The 18,985-nt window shown below is 47.3% G+C and carries 15 protein-coding genes; 6 read left to right on the plus strand and 9 right to left on the minus strand.

Annotated features, from left to right (window positions below; translation table 11 throughout):
* Window positions 1-20: 20 nt before the first annotated feature.
* Complete coding sequence (locus tag MH144_RS21120) at window positions 21-233, plus strand: immunity 17 family protein (RefSeq protein ID WP_239303972.1); 213 nt, start codon at window positions 21-23, stop codon at window positions 231-233.
* Window positions 234-419: 186 nt separating this feature from the next.
* Here the strand turns inward: MH144_RS21120 and MH144_RS21125 are convergent, their stop codons facing one another.
* A complete protein-coding gene (locus tag MH144_RS21125) occupies window positions 420-3,011 on the minus strand; it encodes a glycine betaine ABC transporter substrate-binding protein (RefSeq protein ID WP_239303974.1) in 2,592 nt (863 codons plus the stop codon).
* Window positions 2,977-4,206: a quaternary amine ABC transporter ATP-binding protein gene (locus tag MH144_RS21130; protein ID WP_239303976.1), complete on the minus strand. Its 1,230-nt coding sequence runs from the start codon at window positions 4,204-4,206 to the stop codon at window positions 2,977-2,979. Before MH144_RS21130 ends, MH144_RS21125 begins: the two co-directional genes overlap by 35 nt.
* 494 nt (window positions 4,207-4,700) lie before the next feature.
* Here MH144_RS21130 and MH144_RS21135 point away from each other — a divergent pair, with 494 nt between their 5' ends.
* A complete protein-coding gene (locus tag MH144_RS21135; RefSeq protein WP_239303978.1) occupies window positions 4,701-5,276 on the plus strand; it encodes a GbsR/MarR family transcriptional regulator in 576 nt (191 codons plus the stop codon).
* Window positions 5,277-5,366: 90 nt separating this feature from the next.
* On the opposite strand, the gene MH144_RS21140 is transcribed toward MH144_RS21135, so the two are convergent.
* The 3 genes from MH144_RS21140 to MH144_RS30860 form a co-directional block, all read right to left on the minus strand.
* Complete coding sequence (locus MH144_RS21140) at window positions 5,367-6,995, minus strand: helix-turn-helix domain-containing protein (protein WP_239303980.1); 1,629 nt, start codon at window positions 6,993-6,995, stop codon at window positions 5,367-5,369.
* A 146-nt stretch (window positions 6,996-7,141) separates the two neighbouring features.
* Window positions 7,142-8,281, minus strand: a complete 1,140-nt coding sequence (locus tag MH144_RS21145; protein WP_239303982.1) for a DUF5050 domain-containing protein — start codon at window positions 8,279-8,281, stop codon at window positions 7,142-7,144.
* 15 nt (window positions 8,282-8,296) lie between these two features.
* Complete coding sequence (locus MH144_RS30860) at window positions 8,297-8,428, minus strand: hypothetical protein (protein ID WP_275440228.1); 132 nt, start codon at window positions 8,426-8,428, stop codon at window positions 8,297-8,299.
* A 238-nt stretch (window positions 8,429-8,666) separates the two neighbouring features.
* On the opposite strand from MH144_RS30860, the gene MH144_RS21150 reads away from it, so the two are divergent.
* Both MH144_RS21150 and MH144_RS21155 read left to right on the plus strand, forming a co-directional pair.
* Window positions 8,667-9,677 carry a Gfo/Idh/MocA family oxidoreductase gene (locus tag MH144_RS21150; RefSeq protein ID WP_239303984.1) on the plus strand — a complete coding sequence of 337 codons (1,011 nt, stop codon included), beginning with the start codon at window positions 8,667-8,669 and terminating at the stop codon, window positions 9,675-9,677.
* A gap of 30 nt (window positions 9,678-9,707) precedes the next feature.
* The gene (locus MH144_RS21155) at window positions 9,708-10,694 is read left to right on the plus strand and encodes a Gfo/Idh/MocA family protein (RefSeq protein WP_239303986.1); all 987 of its coding nucleotides are present in this window, start codon (window positions 9,708-9,710) and stop codon (window positions 10,692-10,694) included.
* On the opposite strand, the gene MH144_RS21160 is transcribed toward MH144_RS21155, so the two are convergent.
* The 3 genes from MH144_RS21160 to MH144_RS21170 form a co-directional block, all read right to left on the minus strand.
* The gene (locus MH144_RS21160) at window positions 10,691-11,497 is read right to left on the minus strand and encodes a MurR/RpiR family transcriptional regulator (protein ID WP_239303988.1); all 807 of its coding nucleotides are present in this window, start codon (window positions 11,495-11,497) and stop codon (window positions 10,691-10,693) included. The genes MH144_RS21155 and MH144_RS21160 overlap by 4 nt on opposite strands.
* 108 nt (window positions 11,498-11,605) lie before the next feature.
* Window positions 11,606-12,439, minus strand: a complete 834-nt coding sequence (locus MH144_RS21165; protein ID WP_239303990.1) for an ABC transporter permease subunit — start codon at window positions 12,437-12,439, stop codon at window positions 11,606-11,608.
* Window positions 12,432-13,337: an ABC transporter ATP-binding protein gene (locus MH144_RS21170; RefSeq protein ID WP_239303993.1), complete on the minus strand. Its 906-nt coding sequence runs from the start codon at window positions 13,335-13,337 to the stop codon at window positions 12,432-12,434. Before MH144_RS21170 ends, MH144_RS21165 begins: the two co-directional genes overlap by 8 nt.
* Before the next feature lie 457 nt (window positions 13,338-13,794).
* Between MH144_RS21170 and MH144_RS21175 the strand changes: the two genes are divergently transcribed.
* Window positions 13,795-15,630 (plus strand): HSP90 family protein, encoded by a 1,836-nt coding sequence (locus MH144_RS21175; RefSeq protein ID WP_239303996.1) that lies wholly within the window; start codon window positions 13,795-13,797, stop codon window positions 15,628-15,630.
* The gene (locus tag MH144_RS21180; protein WP_239303999.1) at window positions 15,630-16,685 is read left to right on the plus strand and encodes a hypothetical protein; all 1,056 of its coding nucleotides are present in this window, start codon (window positions 15,630-15,632) and stop codon (window positions 16,683-16,685) included. Before MH144_RS21175 ends, MH144_RS21180 begins: the two co-directional genes overlap by 1 nt.
* 100 nt (window positions 16,686-16,785) lie before the next feature.
* Here the strand turns inward: MH144_RS21180 and MH144_RS21185 are convergent, their stop codons facing one another.
* Window positions 16,786-18,963 (minus strand): serine hydrolase domain-containing protein, encoded by a 2,178-nt coding sequence (locus MH144_RS21185; protein ID WP_239304002.1) that lies wholly within the window; start codon window positions 18,961-18,963, stop codon window positions 16,786-16,788.
* Between the last annotated feature and the right edge of the window lie 22 nt (window positions 18,964-18,985).

Consider the following 18,985-nt stretch of genomic DNA (forward strand, 5'->3'; position numbering starts at 1 on the left):
ATAATGGAAGGAGTGATGATATGCAGGATCAACCGATTTTACTTGCATTGGTTGCCATAATCGCAGGAATTTTCAGCATGTTGGGCGGTATGAAGAATTGGGATTGGTTTATGAGTACCTTTCAGGCAGGGCTTTTCGTGAAAACGATTGGGCGACAGGCAGCAAGGGTAGTGTATGGCATTTTGGGTATAGTACTCATTACAATTGGTGTCTTATTGTTGCTTATTGGATAAGGTAGTAGTTCAGTTTAAAGTATACATACCTACATAGCTCCATTAGAAATGCATCTCAAATGTAGATCCAGCCTTAAGGAAATCAGTTTGTTCTAATTCCAGAAAAAACAAGTATATACAAAAGACCACCGATAAATTTATCGGTGGTCTTTTTACCATAATCAGGTTTAAACATCTCAAAATGGTTTAATTATCTTTTAAATCTTCAACTGAGTCGATATCCATGTAAGTCGGAACAACCAGCCCTTGTTTAACGCCAGTCATGCTGACGGCGATATCTTCGATCTGGTCTCCATATGTCTCCCAGTAGTCTCCGTGTGTAAGTGGGAGCCAGACGGCTGGGGATGCATCGATATCACCTGCTGCCAAGCCTGCCCACATAGGTCCGGCTTCAACTTGCAGTGCTTTGACTGTATAGCCAAGTTTCGTCTCAAGCACATACTTCAGCAGATTTGTACTTGCAATTTCCGAGTCCCAAGCAACGTAACCAAGGCGCAAATTATCTCCGCTAACACGGGTTAGCCCTTTGGTCCATTCATCAATTTGGTCCGGATGCTTTTCTGCATAATTCTTGGCAGCTTCTTCAGGTGAGATACCCTTTTGAATATCGACCATGATTTCACTCATTTGATCTGCAGTCCAATTAAAACGAGAGAAGAATTCATAGGCAACGGGATGATCTTCTTTTATCCCTTTACGTCCTACAGTATGAACTTCCTCGGCATCACCGAAGATCAAGTCAGGATCATCCAGATACTTCAGATCATACTGATTGAACATCCAGTGCGGAGTCCAGCCTGTAACGATGATTGGCTCTTGATTTTTGTAGGCTTTGTCCAGTGAAGCAGTCATCGCTGCTCCAGAGCCTTCGATCAGGTTCCAGTTGGACAATTCATAATTTTCAATGGCATTTTTGGTAGCTTTCATGAGACCTGCACCTGGGTCGATCCCTACAATCTGGTGATTAACTTCCACTCCAACGTTAGCGTTAGCCGTTGGAGTGGAGGAGGAAGCAGCACCTGTTTCGAGATCTTCAATCGAATTCACGTCCGTCATGTATGAAGGAACAACGAGACCAGTACGTACACCTGTCATATTGGCTCCGAGATCCTCCACTTGGTCTTTGTAACGTTCCCAGTAGTCGGCATGCGTAAGTGGCAGCCAAGCTGCAGGAGAAGCATCTACATCACCTGAAGCGACACCGGTCCACATCGGTCCAGCTTCAACTTGGAGGGCGTTTACTTTATAACCCAGTTTGTTTTCCATCACATATTTCAGCAAGTTGGTGCTGGCGATTTCGGAATCCCAAGCAACATAGCTGAGTTTAAATGTGTCGCCGTTAACAGGAGTCAGACCTTTGGTCCATTCGTTAATCTGATCTGCATGTTTCTTAGCGTAGTCTTCGGCAGCTTGCTCAGGAGACGTGCCATCCTGAATGGCAATCATCATTTCGCCCATATCTTCCGAAGACCACTCGAAGCGGGATAGGAATTCATAAGCTACAGGATGATCTTCCTTCAACCCTTTACGAGCAATGGTATGAATTTCTTCGGCATCACCGAAGGATTTCTGAGGATCATCCAGATATTTCAGATCATATTTGTTGAACATCCAGTGCGGAGTCCAACCTGTAATGATAATCGGTTCTTCAGCTTTGAGTGCTTTGTCCAATGTAGCTGTCATGGCTGCACCCGATCCTTCAATCAGAGTCCAGTCAGACAGTTTATAATCTTCAATGGCTTTGGCCGCAGATTTCATAATCCCTGCACCCGGGTCAATACCAATGATCTGATAATTGACTTCTTCACCTACAGCATTGCTTGCTCCGTTGTTGCCGCCAGCAGAAGTACTGCTGCCAGTGAAGTATTGGGAGAATCCGGCAACAAGTACAACGAGTGTAGCTGCTGCTGCAATCCACGCTTTCTGTTTAGAAGATACACGAGATGTCTTTTTACGACCCGGCATAAACAGGTTCTGCGTGAAACGGTCGAGTACAATCGCGAGTACCACGACAGCCAGACCCGCTTCAAAACCTTTACCGATCTGAAGCTGCGTTACCGCGCGATATACTTCCGCACCAATACCCTGTGCACCGATCATGGATGCAATGACAACCATGGACAGCGACAGCATAATCGTTTGGTTGATACCCGACATGACGGTAGGCAAGGCGAGTGGAAGCTGTACTTTGAACAGTTTTTGCATAGAAGTTGAACCAAATGCATCAGCGGCTTCAACCAGTTCGCCAGAAACCTGTTTGATACCCAGATGAGTCAGACGAATGGTTGGCGGAATCGCGAAGATAACAGATGCGATAACACCAGGAACGACACCGAGACTAAAGAATGTTACGGCTGGCAGCAAATACACAAATGCAGGCATCGTCTGCATGAAATCAAGCAGAGGCGTAATAATACGTGCTGCCGTTTTGCTGTATGCAAGCCAGATTCCGACCGGTACACCAAGCAGGATGGAGATCAATCCTGATGTGATAACCAGGCCGAGTGTATCCATCGATTGGGACCAGTAGCCCAGGTTATCTACGAGCAAGAACCCGATCACCGTAAATAGGGTAAGCGGCAACCGGCCAACAAGAAACGCCAGTACACCAAGTATGGCAATGAACAGGAGCGGATGTGGGAGCATGAACAGCCCTGAGAAGAATCCGACAACCTCCTGAATAACAACTGAAATGACGCTAAACAATCCGGAAAGCGAGGAGCTCATCCAGTCAACGATGGATTCAATCCACGACGCTAGTGGTATTTTGGGAATCATTCACGAGTTCCTCCTTTACTGCAACTTCACCGCTTAGTGCACCCAGCAGGGCACCGCGGACGATAACACCTTGCAGGCGGCCATTTTCATTGACAACCGCGAGAGGTACATGTGCTGAACTTGTAATCTCAAACAATTCATGAATCAACGTCTCAGGTGGAACCGTAGGTCCATCTGTGATCAGGATGTCATTCAACGTTTTGCTTTCACGCATCGCACGGGACGCATCTTCTGCTGTAATGACACCAAGCAATTTCTTCGAACGGTCAATGACAAACAGGTTGGAAATACCACGTTCGCGCATTAATTCGAGGGCAACACGAGGACCACGGTCAAGCGTAATCGTTTCAGGGCGCCGCATAACGTGTGATGCAGTGAGGACTTTGGACAAATCCACGTCTTCGACGAAGCGGGCCACGTAAGAGTTGGCCGGTTGAATCATAATTTCTTCCGGAGTACCGATCTGCACGACAGCGCCGTCTTTCATGAGGGCAATACGATCGCCGATGCGCAGCGCTTCGTCCAAGTCATGGGTAATGAAAATAATTGTCTTTTTCATTTTATCCTGAAGCTCAATCAGTTCATCCTGCATATCCCGGCGGATCAGTGGGTCTAGTGCACTGAACGCTTCATCCATCAAAAGTACTTCCGGGTCATTGGCAAGCGCACGAGCCAAACCGACACGCTGCTGCATACCACCACTCAGTTCATCTGGCATCTTATCTTCCCAGCCTTTGAGGCCAACCAGTTCAAGTGAGGTTTTCGCTTTTTCCCTGCGAACAGCTTTGTCCACCTTTTGGACTTCAAGTCCATACTCCACATTATCAAGAACGGTACGGTGCGGGAACAACGCAAATTTCTGGAATACCATGCTGATTGTTTTCCGGCGTACTTCGCGCAATTGTTCTTTGTTCATTTTACGTAGATCCTTGCCATGAACGAGAATTTCGCCGGATGTTGGTTCAATCAGTCGATTGAACATCCGAACCAGTGTGGATTTACCACTCCCCGAAAGTCCCATGATGACAAAAATCTCACCTTGCTTAATCTCCATGTTGACCCGGTTAACACCAACCGTTATTTGTTTTTCTTTGGCCAACTTTTCTTTTCCCCAACCTTGCTCCAGTAATTGCAGACCTTGCTCGGTTTGGGGGCCAAACAGTTTACTTACATTTTTTACTTCAAGTATGGTCATGTTTTCACCCCTTCTGATGTGTTGTGCACTTCGAACGGCTTTCAGCATCCACAAGCCCATACACTTGTGCGCCCAGCCACGAAATCCGGTAATTGTTGCTTCGCTTCCCGTCTTTCTGGGTAACGTTTTGTATTGTATCAATACTTAACCAGTATATCAACCGAATAAACAGTACATAATGTTTGTACAGTAAAAACTGTACAAAGTTTTACGTCCGAATGCTCTGTTATACTCCTTATTCTGGCTAATAAGGCCGCTTTACATTTGATATTGCTTTTTCTACAATAGACAATGAGCTAATTTAAGCTGTTTTTTGGTTAAAGATAGTCGTAGGCAGATGCAACCTGGTAAGGTTCCATTTTCATACATTGGGTGAATGAAAGCCCTCTGGCGTATAGGATGTCCGGCCGGGTGCTTTCCCATGTAAGCAGGATCTTGTATGGTTGCAATTATTTGTGCCAAGACTGGGAATGTTCAGAATGGAGGTTGCAAGCATGGGCTTGGACCATTTACAAGAAGAACAGCAGGCCACCGTGCTTAGAATCCGTAAACGCGTCATTGAAGCTATCGGACGTAATATGGATCTATACGGCGTTACGCTGTCCACGGGACACTTATATGGATTGCTTTTTTTTGCAGACAAACCAATGACCCTTGACGATATGGGCCGGGAAATGGAAATGAGCAAAACGAGCATGAGTACCGGCGTACGTACACTGCTGGATCTGAAAATGGTAAATAAGGTATGGAGCAAAGGCTCCCGGAAAGACCTATATGAAGTGGAGTATGACTGGCATCAGACGTTTACGGATTATTTTGCGATTAAATGGAGAAAAGCTGTGGAGAGTAACCTTCAGGTGCTGCGTAAGTCCGTTGAGGAGCTGAATCGTTTGATTAAAGACCTGGACGAGCAGGCAGATGCCGAACTTCTTCACATTCTAAGGGAAGACAAAAATAAAGTGTTGCAAGCGGAAGCATATTACAAATGGCTGGACCGACTGATCGACACCATGGAAGATGAAGAAATCTATAAACTGGTTCCGCGGGAAGAGATTCAAGATAACTCTTAAGTAGAACCCAAAAGGCGCTCTCCTGATGGAGGCGCCTTTTTGCTGTGTATTTATAATGAAGAAAAAAATCAGATTTCATTCCAATATGCATTAGAATTGCCCGATCAGCCCGGCATGAGAGAGGGCCGCGTGCTGTTCTGCAAGGTGTACAAGTTCATCCATGATCCGGTGTCGTCCTGAAGGTGTCCAGCTCATCATCAGCCAACTTGAAATATCATGTACATTGCCACCAAGTACAGCAGGCGAACGATTCCATGAAGACGTCTGTTTTAATCGCCGCAGCAGTTTTTCGCTGGCTGGATGCATGGAAAGACGATGAATGAACAAGTGATCCGTATCCAGCAAAGGAATGCGCTCAGCAGGATAATCCACCCACTGGTGTTCTGGCGGAGCAATCTGTGCTGGTTGCAGCCCCAACTCGGTATACAACAAATCACTCAGGGGATGATTGATCGTTCCCTGAAGCCGGATCATTGGAGGCTTAACCTCCACAAGTGTAACCCGTTCATGGTCAAAAAAATGTTGCAGACGTTTGCCCACATCCAGCGTTCTGAATTCAAGCTGTTTGAAATGATCCAAGGCTTGTTTTTCCCGTCCAACCAGCTCGGCAATACGGGAATGAATTTGTTTCCAGTCCTGAACAGGTTCAAGGAGGACGGTTGGCGCAATACTTTTCAGTTTATCGTAATAGGGTTCATGGTGTGTATCGGCAATAATCAGATCAGGCTTCGATTGGCGAAGCTTGTTGAATTGCAATGTCAGCTTACGCTGGTGCTCGTTCTCGCTCAGTTCCTGATCCGTGAATCCATTTAGTGTCGCAATCGCTTCTAGCCCCAGGGAAGATAGATTATGTTCCAGGCCCAGAACGGAAGCCGTCGCTACTCGTAATTGCTCTCTATTCATATATACACTGGGTGAGATACCGACGGCTTGTTTAAATTTGCGATTAAAATAATACTCATTGCCATAACCTACAGATTCAGCGACATCTTTGATGGAACGTGGATCCTGCTGCAATTGTTGTTTGGCTGCTTCAATCCGCAGTCGATTCAGGTAATCTGTTGGTGACATGTCTTTGGCCTTCTTGAAGCTGCGGGAGTATGAGCTCGGAGTAAGTCCGGCGATCTTGGCCAGCTGGTCCATACTTATGCCTTCACCCATGAATCGGTGCATGTACATAATGCTTCGCTCCAGGGCAGGGTCAACCTTCTCCTGATTGGCTTCTAGACGATTCTCGGAAATGTACTGCAACAATTCGTGGAGCTGAGTGTGTATATTAATAAAATGTTCCTGCTGAACGCCCTGATAGGCTGTATATAATTGTTCCATACGCGAGACCATCTGCTGCTCATGGCGAACAGGCATAGGACCCGTCGACCATTGGAAGGGTAGACAGGGATCTGAAATCATCTTCCATTCACCGCGTACTTGCTTCAACTGGACCGTGTTCATCGATAGGAGAAGACATTCCGTAATTCCGGAGCGCGAGGCAGCCTCAATCGTGGTCCCTTTTTCGAAAACAAATAACTGATGAGCGCGGGCTTTATGTATTTGATCATTAAGGATCAGGACACCTTCTCCTTGCAAAACAAGACACAGCATAGGCCGGGAAACCGTCTTGCCATGCACACGGAAATTCTCCCCACGGCGTACACGGCACATGGAAGAGAGGAGTGGTAGAGTTGACGTTTCAGAAATGAAGGGAAGCTGTTCATTCATACGGACCATCCTTTTGTCTCATTTTCTTAATGATAACAATTATCATTCTCATATGGAAGACGTTTTTCAAAAATTGTTGTGAACATATAAAAAAGAGGATACCGGGAGCCGCAGGGCTGCAAGGTAATCCTCTTTATTTAAGAAATTCAGTTTGGTGTTACCAACAGAATGTCGTCCAGGAAGACTTCGCTTAACGCTTTATTACCTGATCCTTTTGCCTGGATATGATACAAACGATAGAGGTCTTTCGCGTTAATGTAGAAGATGCCTGGTACGTCATCTCTGAAATGGAAGGTGTCCCATTCATCCCCGACCAGTTTGGTTACTTTGAGCGTCGAACTTACGGCGTAGAGGCCATTGTCGCCAGAAATGTAGGCAAGTGTTGCTGTACCATTGGTCAGCTGATCCGCAACGTAATTGACGTTACTCAAATTTAGATTGGTCGTTTTGGTGACCTTGCTGCCAGATACCGTTTTTGCGTACGCTTTTTTACCAGCATCAATGATAACTGCCTTGTCTGTACCAAGTGCACTTACTTCTCTGATACTTTTGCTATGGAGCTGGAATGTCTTGCCTGAAGTGGTAAGGGCAAATGCTTTGCCTGTTGCGTAGTTGTAATCTTTGTTGCTGTCCAGGCTGATTCCTTTGTTATACACGTAAACCGAGCTGCCCCAGCCACCGGAATATACTGCATTCACGTCCAGCTTGGCTTTTGGATTTACAGCACTTGCCTTGCCTGTACTATAGTTCACGGCGTACATGACCACTGCATTGGTGGAGTAGTAGGTTTCATAAGGATTGGTATTAACCATCAGTTGCAGTTTGTTTTTCGCCGGATTCATAAAATAACTGCTTTCAACTGCGCCCTCAGCAATTCGTTGTACCGTTCCGCTGCCATTTGTAGCCTTGGAGACGATCCAGGTATTGCCGTTAACGAGCGCGTTGTAATAAATGCGGCCTTTGATGACCGCCAGAAGCGGGAAATCCGTATCTGCTTTGTCTGCGATCTTTTTAACGGAAGTTGGCTCACCATCACCATTCGCACGATAGATCGAACCTTTGGCATCCATGTAATATATGAATCCGTTATCCGTATCGTAACGCAGAACGTCGGTTGCGAACGTCTCGGCGGTATCGCGCGATCCGTCATTAGGGACACGAAGCAGTGTTGTGGAAGTTTCAGTTGAAGTGTAGTAGACGTGAGAACCTGCTGCTACAAGGTCAACGCCCTGAAAATCAAGTAAAACTTCTGTCGTATTGCTGCCATCCCCGGATACTTTGTACAATACACCGTCCGAATCTTAATACACAGTAGATTGATTGAGTGAAGCTGCCTGTGCTGCATTTCCTCCGCCCAATATTGCTGCAGTGATCAGTGTAAACAACAGGAAGGTACTGATCTTGCGCTGCATGCCTGTAAACCATTTGCTCATGTCTCCATCGACACCCTTCATCTTTATGTATGTAGTTCATTTCTTAAGTTATATCGGTAAACAAGGGAAATAATGTTATATCTTAGCTGCCCGATGATGTCCATGTGAAATTGAATTTCACTCCATCCCATGGCTTGAATCCATTTTCGAATGTTGTGGCCATTCCTTCTCCAAAGCGTTCACCATAAGGCTGGTGCATGATAACATTGCGCTTAACCAGAGCAGAGGAGAGATTCTAATGTTGAAGATAGCAATCATTGGATTTGGAAATGCGGTAGTGAATTATCATCTGCCTTATCTGGAGAGAAGAGAGCAGATCCAAGTGAAGACGATCTACCGACGTGAGGAGGACCGGGTGGGTGACACAGAACGGGAGAGCTACTACCCTGAAATTACGTTTACTACAGAGCTTAGCGATGTGTTACAAGATCCAGATATCGAACTGATTGTCGTTGCGACTCATGTGGACAGTCATGTTGAATACGCCAAATTGGCATTGGAATATGGCAAACATGTTTTGGTCGAGAAGCCGTTTGCCTCAACTTCGGCTGAAGCCAAGGAGATTTTTGAACTGGCAGAACGTAAACATCTTATCGCGATGGCGAACCAGAACCGGAGGTATGACGGGGACTTTCTTACTTTGAGTAAAGTGATTGAGAGCGGCAAGCTGGGCAATATTGTGGAGATCCAGTCCCACTATGATTATTTTCATCCGCAGTACAGTCCAAAAGGGTTTGGGTTATTGCATGGCCTGGCCGTGCATACGATTGATCAGCTAATCTCGTTATATGGTGAAGCAGATCGCATTGATTATGATGTCCGAAGTCTGGTGGCGCCTGGGGAATCGGATGACTATATTGATATCGATTTCCGGTATGGCCGGATGAAAGCGACCATTAAGTGCAGCCTGCTTGTCAAAATGGAACATCCGAAATTTATCATACACGGAGACCGGGGTAGTTTTGTGAAATTTAGCAGTGGTCATCAATCGAAAAATGGAGCCGGACCTACATCGGTATCCTATGACATTGAACCCGAAAGGAATTGGGGGACTATGAGCTATGTGGACGAGGAAGGGGAGTCCCATACGGAGAACGTACCGTCTGAAGTGACGGACTATGGCATGTTATATGAGAAATTGCTTGAGGCTATCCGTCATCACGGCGAGAAGCCAGTCAAGGATCATGAAGTGTTATATGTACTGGATATTTTGCATGATGGAGTCGAAGCCGCGAAAAAGGCCAGATGAATCAATATGAAGAAGAGGAGTGCAACAACGATGAATATAGCAACGATTGGGACAGGATTTATTGTGGATGCCATTTTATCGGCAATGAACGAAGTGGATGGAGTGAACTGTACAGCCATTTACTCCCGGAAAAGGGAGACAGCAGAGCCGCTTGCAGACAAATATGGAGTACAGACCATCTACACGGATCTGAATGAACTCTATACTGACCCGGATGTAGACTTTATCTATATCGCATCACCCAACAGCATGCATTATGAGCAGGCCTATCAAGCGCTTCAACATGGCAAACATGTCGTCTGTGAAAAACCATTTACATCAACGGCATTGGAAGCCCAAACGCTGATTGAGCTGGCCCGGGAAAAAAATCTGTTCCTGTTTGAGGCAATCTCAAACATCCATCTTCCTAACTACAACAAGGTGAAGGAGCAGCTGTCCAATCTGGGGAATATTCGGTTCATCCAGTGCAATTACAGCCAGTATTCGAGTAAATACAATCAGCTGCTTGCCGGGGAGACACCGAATGTATTTAACCCCGAGTTCTCCGGTGGTGCGCTGATGGATATCAACATCTACAATCTTCATTTTGTCATGAAGATGTTTGGCAGCCCGGAAACCGTATCCTATACGGCCAACCAGCACGTCAATGGAATTGATACATCAGGGGTGGTGGTTCTGAAATATCCCGAGTTTATTGCGGAGTGCGTAGGTTGCAAAGATACTAGCAGCATGAATTTTGTCCTGATCCAGGGGGAGAAGGGATATATTCAAGTTGTGGGAGGAGCCAACGGGTGTCAGGAAATCAAGGTCCAGATTGGGCAGGAGCCCTTGGAGAGCATTAATGTACAGGCACAGTCAAACTGGCTTTATTACGAATGGGAAGCCTTTAGAAATATCTACATCAATAAGGATTACACGAAATGTTATGAGCTTCTCAGCCACAGTCAATCTGTGATGAACATATTGGCAGAAGCGCGTAAGGACGCGGGAATTGTATTTGCAGCTGATCGTGTTTAATAGCTGTCACGAATGCTGCTCATGTATAAGATATCGAAGATATAAAGTACAGAAACCATCGAAGACATTTTGGAAAGCCTCATTTGTTCATTGTAGCCGTAGCTAAGCAGGGTTTCAGTAGATTGTTTGGACAAGCTGGAATGGTTATTGCCCGTGATGGCAACGACGTTCATGTTTTTCTCGTTCAGAATTCTGGCGGCATCAACCATCGACTGATTCTCCCCGGTATGCGAGATGACAAAGGATAGTGTAGATACATTGGGGTTCATCGTGTTCAGATAATGCATGTTCGGACTGTTGTGCGCAATGGCGGAGATGCCCAGTTCATTCCACTTGGTGCAGGCTTGCTGTGCAAGATAGTAATTCATATCACTGCCATAGATATCAATCCGGCCGGATTCCTTGACCCAGTCGGCAATTCGCTGCATGACAGAAGCGTTCAGCAGTCGGCGTGTTTCTTCCAATGCCTGATGATACAGGTAAGGTACGGAATCCATCGCAGAACGAACATCATCCAGTTCGGTAAAGGGGTGATCCGGAGCAGAAATCGTGGCAGGAGCCCGCTGATAATCGAGGGCAAGCTTTAACTGGAAGTCTGGGTACCCTTTGGTACCCAGCTTTTTGCATAAACGAACAATGGTTGATGAGCTTGTAAACGTGGCTTGAGCCAGTTCATGAGCCGTAGATTCAAAAACGACTTCGGGATTGTTCAGAATGTAGTCCACAATGTGCTTCTCCTGTGCCGTTAATTGCTGTGCATATTTCATTTTTTGAAGCAGACTGTATTCCATCGTTCGATCCATTCCTCTCTGCGGTCATCCCCAAGTGCATGTCTCCCTATCATAACCCTTCGTTTTTGTTTTCTCAATCCATCCGCCATCTGAATGGATACGCTCTTGCTGTCACCATGATCAGATCTGACTCTCAGCCAGCTGCTGGCGACTATTCCAGAGCGCAACCAGACGAAGCAGAACCAGGCTGATGAGCAGAAGCGCAGCTCCGATAAGCAGCAGCAACACGGGGCTGATAAGCAGCATTCCGCTTGCCTGACCCGCAATTAGTGCCAGCAGTGGAATAACGATAAGTCCTCCCAGCTGATAAGCTTCCTGAAATCCACGAACTTTGGCGGAGATCAACACATTGAGCAGTATGACCATAAGACTGCATGACGGAACCACCCACAGCACAAGAATGATCCAGTTCCAGTTCGGGAACATCATGGCTCCGAACATCGGGTACATCAGAATATTGGCAATGATCCCATAGATGAGGAAGGTAATCCAGGACAGTAGTATGGAAGGAATCAGAGCAGCCAGTACTTTGCCTTTAAACAGGGTATCCATGCTGATGGGTGTAAACAGAAGGCCTTCTAGCGTCTTGCGTTCCTTCTCACCCGCGAAGCTGTTCGCTGTCAGAATACTGGAGGCCATCACTGGAATGATTAGAAACAAAGGTGCGAACATATATAAGGCCAGATAATAGACAATGCGATGATTGTCTGAAGGCATGGAGGCCAGTTCCGGAATCTGTCCCGAGCTGCTTAATATATCGAGACTGTCGAGCAGGAACTTGAGATTTCCAATAGAACGAAGTTCTACTCTGGAGGTCATCCATATGAGGATGGCAGGCATGATAATCCCAATAATGAGCGGAACAATCAACATAGGGAGCCATAGCTGAATGCTGGCTGTGATGGCCCGGATATCTTTGCGCACAAGTGCTTTTATGGCTTGACGTTTATTCATGATGGTGTGCCTCCCTGATGGCAAAATAGATACTTTCCAGATCACTGCCGATTAGGCGAGCCTGATAGACTTGTCCGTTCGTGGTTAATTGTCTGAGGAGCATGGGAATTTCCTCACGGGACTGGAGCTGGAATATGGCTTTGCCCGCAGAGACGATCTCCGGATTAAATTCAGCTGCCGCACCCCAACCATCAGCCAAGACCGCTTCTACCTCAAGCCTTGGCGCAGTGAGATAACGGTTTACAATCTCCTGCTCCGATCCTTCCTCAACCTTGCGTCCCTTTTCCATGAAGATATATCGATCACATACGGCTGAGAGTTGGGATAGGACGTGCGAGGAGACCAGAACAGTCATGTTCTCTTCACGGTTCAACCGGCGAATGATACGGAGTACCATCTGAATTCCATCTGGGTCCAGGCCATTGGTCGGCTCATCCAGAAATAGTATGGACGGGCGATGAAGAAGAACTCGGGCAAGGCCAAGCCGTTTCTTCATACCTGTGCTGTAGGTCCCCACTTTGCGGTGCTGATACTCCTGTAATTCGAACAGCTCTACAAGTTCGTTAATTCGTGAGGTACGCTGCTGAATACCAAAAGCGTCTGCGAAGAAAACGAGATTGTCGCGTCCGCTCATATTCTCATACAGTCCACTTTGTTCCGTGAGTGTGCCGCACATGGCCAGCACCTTCTCCGCATGGGTGGAGGGATCCAATCCGTTAATCGTTACAGATCCGCTCGTTGCCCCAAGAACACCGTTCATAATGCGGATCAGTGTCGTTTTGCCCGAGCCGTTGGGGCCGATTAATCCGGTAACGCTGCCTTGTTCAATCGTGAAGCTGACATCACGCAAGGCCTGATGCTCCTTGAATTGTTTGGATATGCTGCGAACTTCAATCATATGCCTTCACCATCCGTTCTTAATTTGATGATGATACGTTTAACAGGACAAAATCGTTCAAATGGATTGTAAAAAAATAATTATTCCGTCAAAAGTCCTACGGGGAAAAAGTGCATTTCCGCCCTAAAGTCCGGAAAAATCGGGTCTCAGGTTTGTTTTCTCATTCTCTTGTTCATTGTATTGTGGTAAAAAGGATGCAATATCCCGTTTCATTACCATCCATAATGAGGTAATGAAAGGGAAGGCCTTATACATATGATGTATGCCTGAATATTCATCTAACGCCGGTCTTGGTTACCACCAGGGCCGGCTTGACGTGGTCGTTTGGCATTTTCAGGTGTGAAATGCTGATGTCTTAGAATTACATATGTAATATTTTATAATTCGTCTAACACATTATATGTACACATATGAAGTTGGAGTTCTGTTGTGTTGGACCAGAGGAAGGTGAGCAAAAATGGCAGCATCCAATGAGTATCGTTTTCAGGTCAATCTGAGTGGCATGATTCAGATCTTATCGAATCATCTCTATAGCAGTCCCAAAGTTTTCTTGCGTGAGTTGATGCAGAACGCGACCGATGCCATTACAGCACGAAGTGAGGCAGAGCCAGGTTTTCAAGGCGAAGTGCGTGTAGAACTGACAGCCACAGGTGAGCAGTTAACGATGATGGTGGAGGATAACGGCATCGGCTTAACCGAGGCGGATATTCACGAATTCCTGGCGATGATCGGACAATCCTCGAAGCGCGGGCAGCAAGCTCTGCTGGATGGAGAGACTTCTTTTATCGGACGATTCGGGATCGGACTGTTGTCCTGCTTCATGGTGAGCAATGAGATCGTCATGCTGACCCAATCCGCGAAGGGAGGACCTTCGATGGAATGGCGTGGCAAGCCGGATGGAACCTATACCATTCGCCAGCTTGAGACCCAATTGTCCCCGGGGACCAAAGTGTATTTGCGCTGTACGCCAGATGCCGCCCATTATTTTGAACCGGATTATGTGAAGGAAGCTTTGTTCTATTATGGAGCCCTGTTACCTTATCCCGTGACGCTGCAGAGCGAAGGTATACAGGATATCGTCAATGCCGATTCGCCTGTGTGGCTTACGCATCCGGAACTTGCCAAAGGGCGCAAAGCGGAGGTGCTTGCATTTGGTGGGCGCCTGCTAGGGGAGACATTTGAAGATTTCATCCCACTAACGACAGCTTCCGGTCGTACCGGAGGAATTGCATTTGTACTTCCACATGCCGTCAATCTGAATGCCAAGCGTTCTCACCGGGTGTATTTGAAGCGGATGCTGATCTCGGAGAAGGCAGAGAATATTTTGCCGGATTGGGCTTTCTTTGTGAAATGTCTGATCTGGACAGATGAACTTCAACCAACGGCTTCGCGTGAACATTTTTATGAAAATGAAAAGCTGGAAGAAGTACGCTCCGAACTTGGCGACGCCCTTCGTCAAGGACTGTCTGACATGGCGGAGAACCAGACAGAGCGCCTGAAGAAGCTCATACGTCTGCATGCACTCTCCATGAAGGCACTGGCTGTGCAGGATCAGGATTTTTACGCAATGATCTACCGCTGGCTGCCATTTGAGAGCACACGGGGCCACCGGGAGCTGGGAGAGTTAATGGCTGAAGGAGAGACGTTATACTTCACAGCTACGGTGGATGAGTATCGCCAGATTCACCATGTTGCGTCTGCACAATCCCTGCTCGTTATTAATGGCGGATACATCTATGACAACGAATTGATGGCGACTCTGCCACTTGCGGTACAAAATGTGCATACAGAGCGACTGCAGCCGGATCAGGTGTCGCTTAGCTTCACGGATGTCCCTCCAGCCCAGCGTAATGATTACTATGATGCGCTGCGTCTGGCGGATTCGGCACTTCAGCGCTTTCGCTGCCGTGCCGAGGTGAAGGGGTTCAAACCGGAAGACCTGCCTGTACTGTTCACTCTATCCCAGGAATCTTCAACGCTTCGTGCATTGGAAAAGGCGAGTGAGGAGAGTACGGAACTGTTCTCTTCCGTACTGGGCTCATTATCCGCCGGCATCAGCTCTGCTGGCTACTCTACCTTGTATCTGAATGTAAACAATCCAATCATTCAGCGCGTGTTAACGACGCCAGATCCTCAAATGACGCCGATCGCCATTGAGATGCTCTATGTGAATGCACTGATGATGGGGCATTATGCCATGAACCGGCAGGAGCTTGAGGTGCTGAATCAAGGCATCGTTCGTTTTATTGACTGGGGTTTACGCGCAAATACGGATCGTAAGGGGGATGCCTGATGAATACAGAGATGGAATTTGAAGATTTGATGGATGAGGCCTATGGCTTGCCTAACGGTACAGCGAAACTGGGCATGCTTGAAGAAGCAGCCAGAGTGGCCGACGTAAATGGTATGGAGGAAGAGGCATACGAAGCTCGATCCGAGATTGTGGAAACAGCCACGTTCTGCGGATATCCCATGAAAGCACTTATCGCCTTTTCCTGGCAGCTCGGGAAGTTTGATCAGCAGCCTGAGCGCTATGACGAAGAGACATTGATGTGGTCGTACAAATGGATCCTGGGCGAACTCTCCAGTTTCCCCGAGGTCTCTCGCGATAAGATGATGGAACTGCTGGAGGACTTTGGACGACGGTTTAAATCCTTTGGCTACAGTGATCGTTCATACTGGTATTACCGTTTCCGTATATTCATGGATCTTGGTGACCTGGAGGAAGCAGGAAGCAGTTATGCCAAGTTCAAAATAATGGACCGTGACTTTATGAGTGATTGTGAAGCTTGCGAACAGGATGAAATCATGCGTTACTGGATTCTAATGGGAGACGATGAGCAGGTCCTGGAGGCGGCCAAGCCGATCTTGAAGGGTCGTATGAGCTGCGCTGAAATTCCGCACCTGACGTTATCCGAAGTCCTAATGCCGCTATATCGTCTTGGACGGATCGAGGAAGCGAACAAGCATCAGCAGAAGGGTTACCGGATGATCAAGGGTCAAAATGATTTTGTACAGAGCTTCGCAGAACAGATGGATTATCTAGCACGAACCAATCCGTCGAAGGGAATTGATGTGTTGGAAGAAAGTTTGGTAATGGCTGTCGATCATGAAGATCCTTTTGCCAAAATGATGTTCTACGCCAGAGCAGCTGAGCTGCTGCGCCGCTGGGCAGAGGAATCGCCAGGGTACCGATTGCGTCTTCCTGCTTCGTTCCCGTATGAAGGAGACCCTGGAGACTTGCACGCGTTGGCTGATTATTTTGAGGGTTATGCTAAGGCGGCAGCAGAGAAATACGATCAACGGAATGGTAATCACCATGTCTCTTCGTTGCTCGCCGAAGTGTAATATAAAAGGATAAGAAAAACAGGCTTGTTCGAAGAAGGTGATCCTCCTTCCGAACAAGCCTGTTTGATGTGTCAGAATTGTGTTACTACACTTTGGTCATTTAAGGTGATTCCTCCGTACTGGCAGTTGAAGGCTGATCCTCATCAACCTCATCCACATTGGAGGCTTCTGGTTGAGGCTGCTGGGCCATAAGTTCTGCGACAATCTTATCCGTTGGTTGCGTAAATAATTGATACATGATGGCAGCCTCTTCTTGACGTATAAGCGGTTTGCGGGCAAGAACATCAACAGAACCATCCTCCAGTACCTTCACTTCCGGACCATGAATGCCGAGCTTAACCATCATCTGGATTGCAGGTACAGCCCACTCATCCGCATGTCCGGCAAGCTTCACATCCTGGAACAGCTCACTCGGATACTGCACCTGCAGCGATCTCCAGATCATCACCATGGCTTCCTGGCGGGTAATGACTTGGTTCGGCTTGAATTGTTTGGAATCCGCACCCGTGATCATGCCAGCTTCATAACCGAGCTGGATGTAGCCTGCTGCAGGGTGACTGGCCCAGTCGCTGTCCGCAGGCGGCGTTGTTTGGCTTGGTTTGAGACCGCTCATTTTCAGTACATTCTCTATGAATTCGGCGCGTGTAACGGCCGACTTGGGCTGGAATGCTTCAGTTGCATCATTGTTATAATGACCGAGCGACTGTAATCCATAGATGGCCTCGGCATAAGGGCTATTCGGACGAACGTCCCGGAATCCCTGAGGCTTCTGTCCTTTTTTCTCATATCCCAGCGGATTGAGGTAGGGTTCTTTCATGTAGATTGTTCCATCTGCTTGTTCCTTAAAGGCTGTGAATTGACCCGTTAATTCATCCTTGAACAGATTCTTATCAACCTGAATCAGGGTACGTGGGCCCAGGAAGGCATCTGAAATGCTCAATTTACCGGGCTCTGTGCCACCGTTTTTGAGAGAACTGACGATCGTGCTTAGTCTTAGGTCAGCATACAGTCCGGCGAAGCGCTGCAGTTCATTGGTGGATTGAGGCGTGAAATCCTTGATTACGACCGGTTCCGCATATTGCGGGAAGAAGGTCTGAATGAACGCCGGGTAGAACAGATTACGAAGAGCTCCCGACTGATTGTACGTAAGGAAGACGCCTGTATTTTGCTCCGGAATAAGGAAGAGATAAGAGCTAAAACCGATCAGGTCGCCTGCCTTGGTAATAATCGCAGGGCTGCTGCCCGCGCCAGGCAGCTGAAATGCTGCTTCAAATCCATACGTTGTGTCCGGGAGTACCGGATGAATGGAGGAGCGATATTGCTCCATGCTTTTGACGGTTGATTCTTTCAGTATACGCTCGTTGTCTTTCACCCCATCATTCAGGAAAGCGATCATGAAGTTCCCGATATCTTCGGCTGTTGACAACATGCCTCCTTGAGGCATCGGTGATGGAGAGAGGGTATACAGATCGAGCGGATTATGTACCGCATCATACGCTGTCGCGAGCTGATTCTTGAACTTGTCATTCAGCACGAAACTGCTGTTATCCATACCGAGTGGTTTGAAAATGTGCTGCTGCATGTACGTCTCAAACGGTTCACCGCTGACATTCTCCACAATCATGCCGAGCAGCAGGAATGAGAAGTTGTCGTACATGTAGGCACTGCCAGGTTCTCTGACGACAGGAGGCATGTGCTGTTGTGCATAGTCCTCCATGGAGACGGTTTTGTCGAAGTCGGCGTGAATATCTTCCTGCTGCGGATCGCGAATCTCGAATCCAGTAGTGTGCGTAAGCAGGTTTTCCACCGTGACAGGTTTGTCAAAAGGGTTATCAAACTCAAGCCCCTTCACATACGTTTGAAAATCGGCTTGCAAATCTACCTTCCCCTGCTCCACCAATTGCATGACGGCCGCTGCCGTAAATGTTTTGGAGACGGAGGCTACGCGAAAAGCCGTACTCTTCGGATCGACAGGCGTTTTGCTCTCCTGATCGGCATAGCCGTAGCCTTTCTCTGCAAGAACTTTGCCATCCTTGACGACAACAACGGAAGCACCGACATATTGTGCCTTGGCTTCAGCTGAATCAAAAAACGTATTCAGAAATGCCTCTGCTGATTCAGAGGTTAGAGCCTTGGCTTGTCCTTTTTCATTGACCTGGGGTGATGGGGTTTCCGCATGAACCGCTGGTACCCAGAGACTTAGCGACAGGACGAAAGCCATGAATGCACCCGTTAGCGAGGTGGATCTGAAGCGGCTCCTTCGATTGGATAAATGCATGTAAACACTCCCTTGCGCAAAT

The sequence above is a fragment of the Paenibacillus sp. ACRRY genome, assembly GCF_022346995.1.
In the GTDB taxonomy this organism is placed as follows: Bacteria; Bacillota; Bacilli; order Paenibacillales; family Paenibacillaceae; genus Paenibacillus.

Bases quoted from the DNA above. Each gene is read 5' to 3' on its own strand.
- MH144_RS21120 (WP_239303972.1), top strand. From the start codon at position 21: ATGCAGGATCAACCGATTTTACTTGCATTGGTTGCCATAATCGCAGGA.
- MH144_RS21125 (WP_239303974.1), bottom strand. From the start codon at position 3,011: ATGATTCCCAAAATACCACTAGCGTCGTGGATTGAATCCATCGTTGAC.
- MH144_RS21130 (WP_239303976.1), bottom strand. From the start codon at position 4,206: ATGACCATACTTGAAGTAAAAAATGTAAGTAAACTGTTTGGCCCCCAA.
- MH144_RS21135 (WP_239303978.1), top strand. From the start codon at position 4,701: ATGGGCTTGGACCATTTACAAGAAGAACAGCAGGCCACCGTGCTTAGA.
- MH144_RS21140 (WP_239303980.1), bottom strand. From the start codon at position 6,995: ATGAATGAACAGCTTCCCTTCATTTCTGAAACGTCAACTCTACCACTC.
- MH144_RS30860 (WP_275440228.1), bottom strand. From the start codon at position 8,428: ATGAGCAAATGGTTTACAGGCATGCAGCGCAAGATCAGTACCTTCCTG.
- MH144_RS21150 (WP_239303984.1), top strand. From the start codon at position 8,667: ATGTTGAAGATAGCAATCATTGGATTTGGAAATGCGGTAGTGAATTAT.
- MH144_RS21155 (WP_239303986.1), top strand. From the start codon at position 9,708: ATGAATATAGCAACGATTGGGACAGGATTTATTGTGGATGCCATTTTA.
- MH144_RS21160 (WP_239303988.1), bottom strand. From the start codon at position 11,497: ATGGATCGAACGATGGAATACAGTCTGCTTCAAAAAATGAAATATGCA.
- MH144_RS21165 (WP_239303990.1), bottom strand. From the start codon at position 12,439: ATGAATAAACGTCAAGCCATAAAAGCACTTGTGCGCAAAGATATCCGG.
- MH144_RS21170 (WP_239303993.1), bottom strand. From the start codon at position 13,337: ATGATTGAAGTTCGCAGCATATCCAAACAATTCAAGGAGCATCAGGCC.
- MH144_RS21175 (WP_239303996.1), top strand. From the start codon at position 13,795: ATGGCAGCATCCAATGAGTATCGTTTTCAGGTCAATCTGAGTGGCATG.
- MH144_RS21180 (WP_239303999.1), top strand. From the start codon at position 15,630: ATGAATACAGAGATGGAATTTGAAGATTTGATGGATGAGGCCTATGGC.
- MH144_RS21185 (WP_239304002.1), bottom strand. From the start codon at position 18,963: ATGCATTTATCCAATCGAAGGAGCCGCTTCAGATCCACCTCGCTAACG.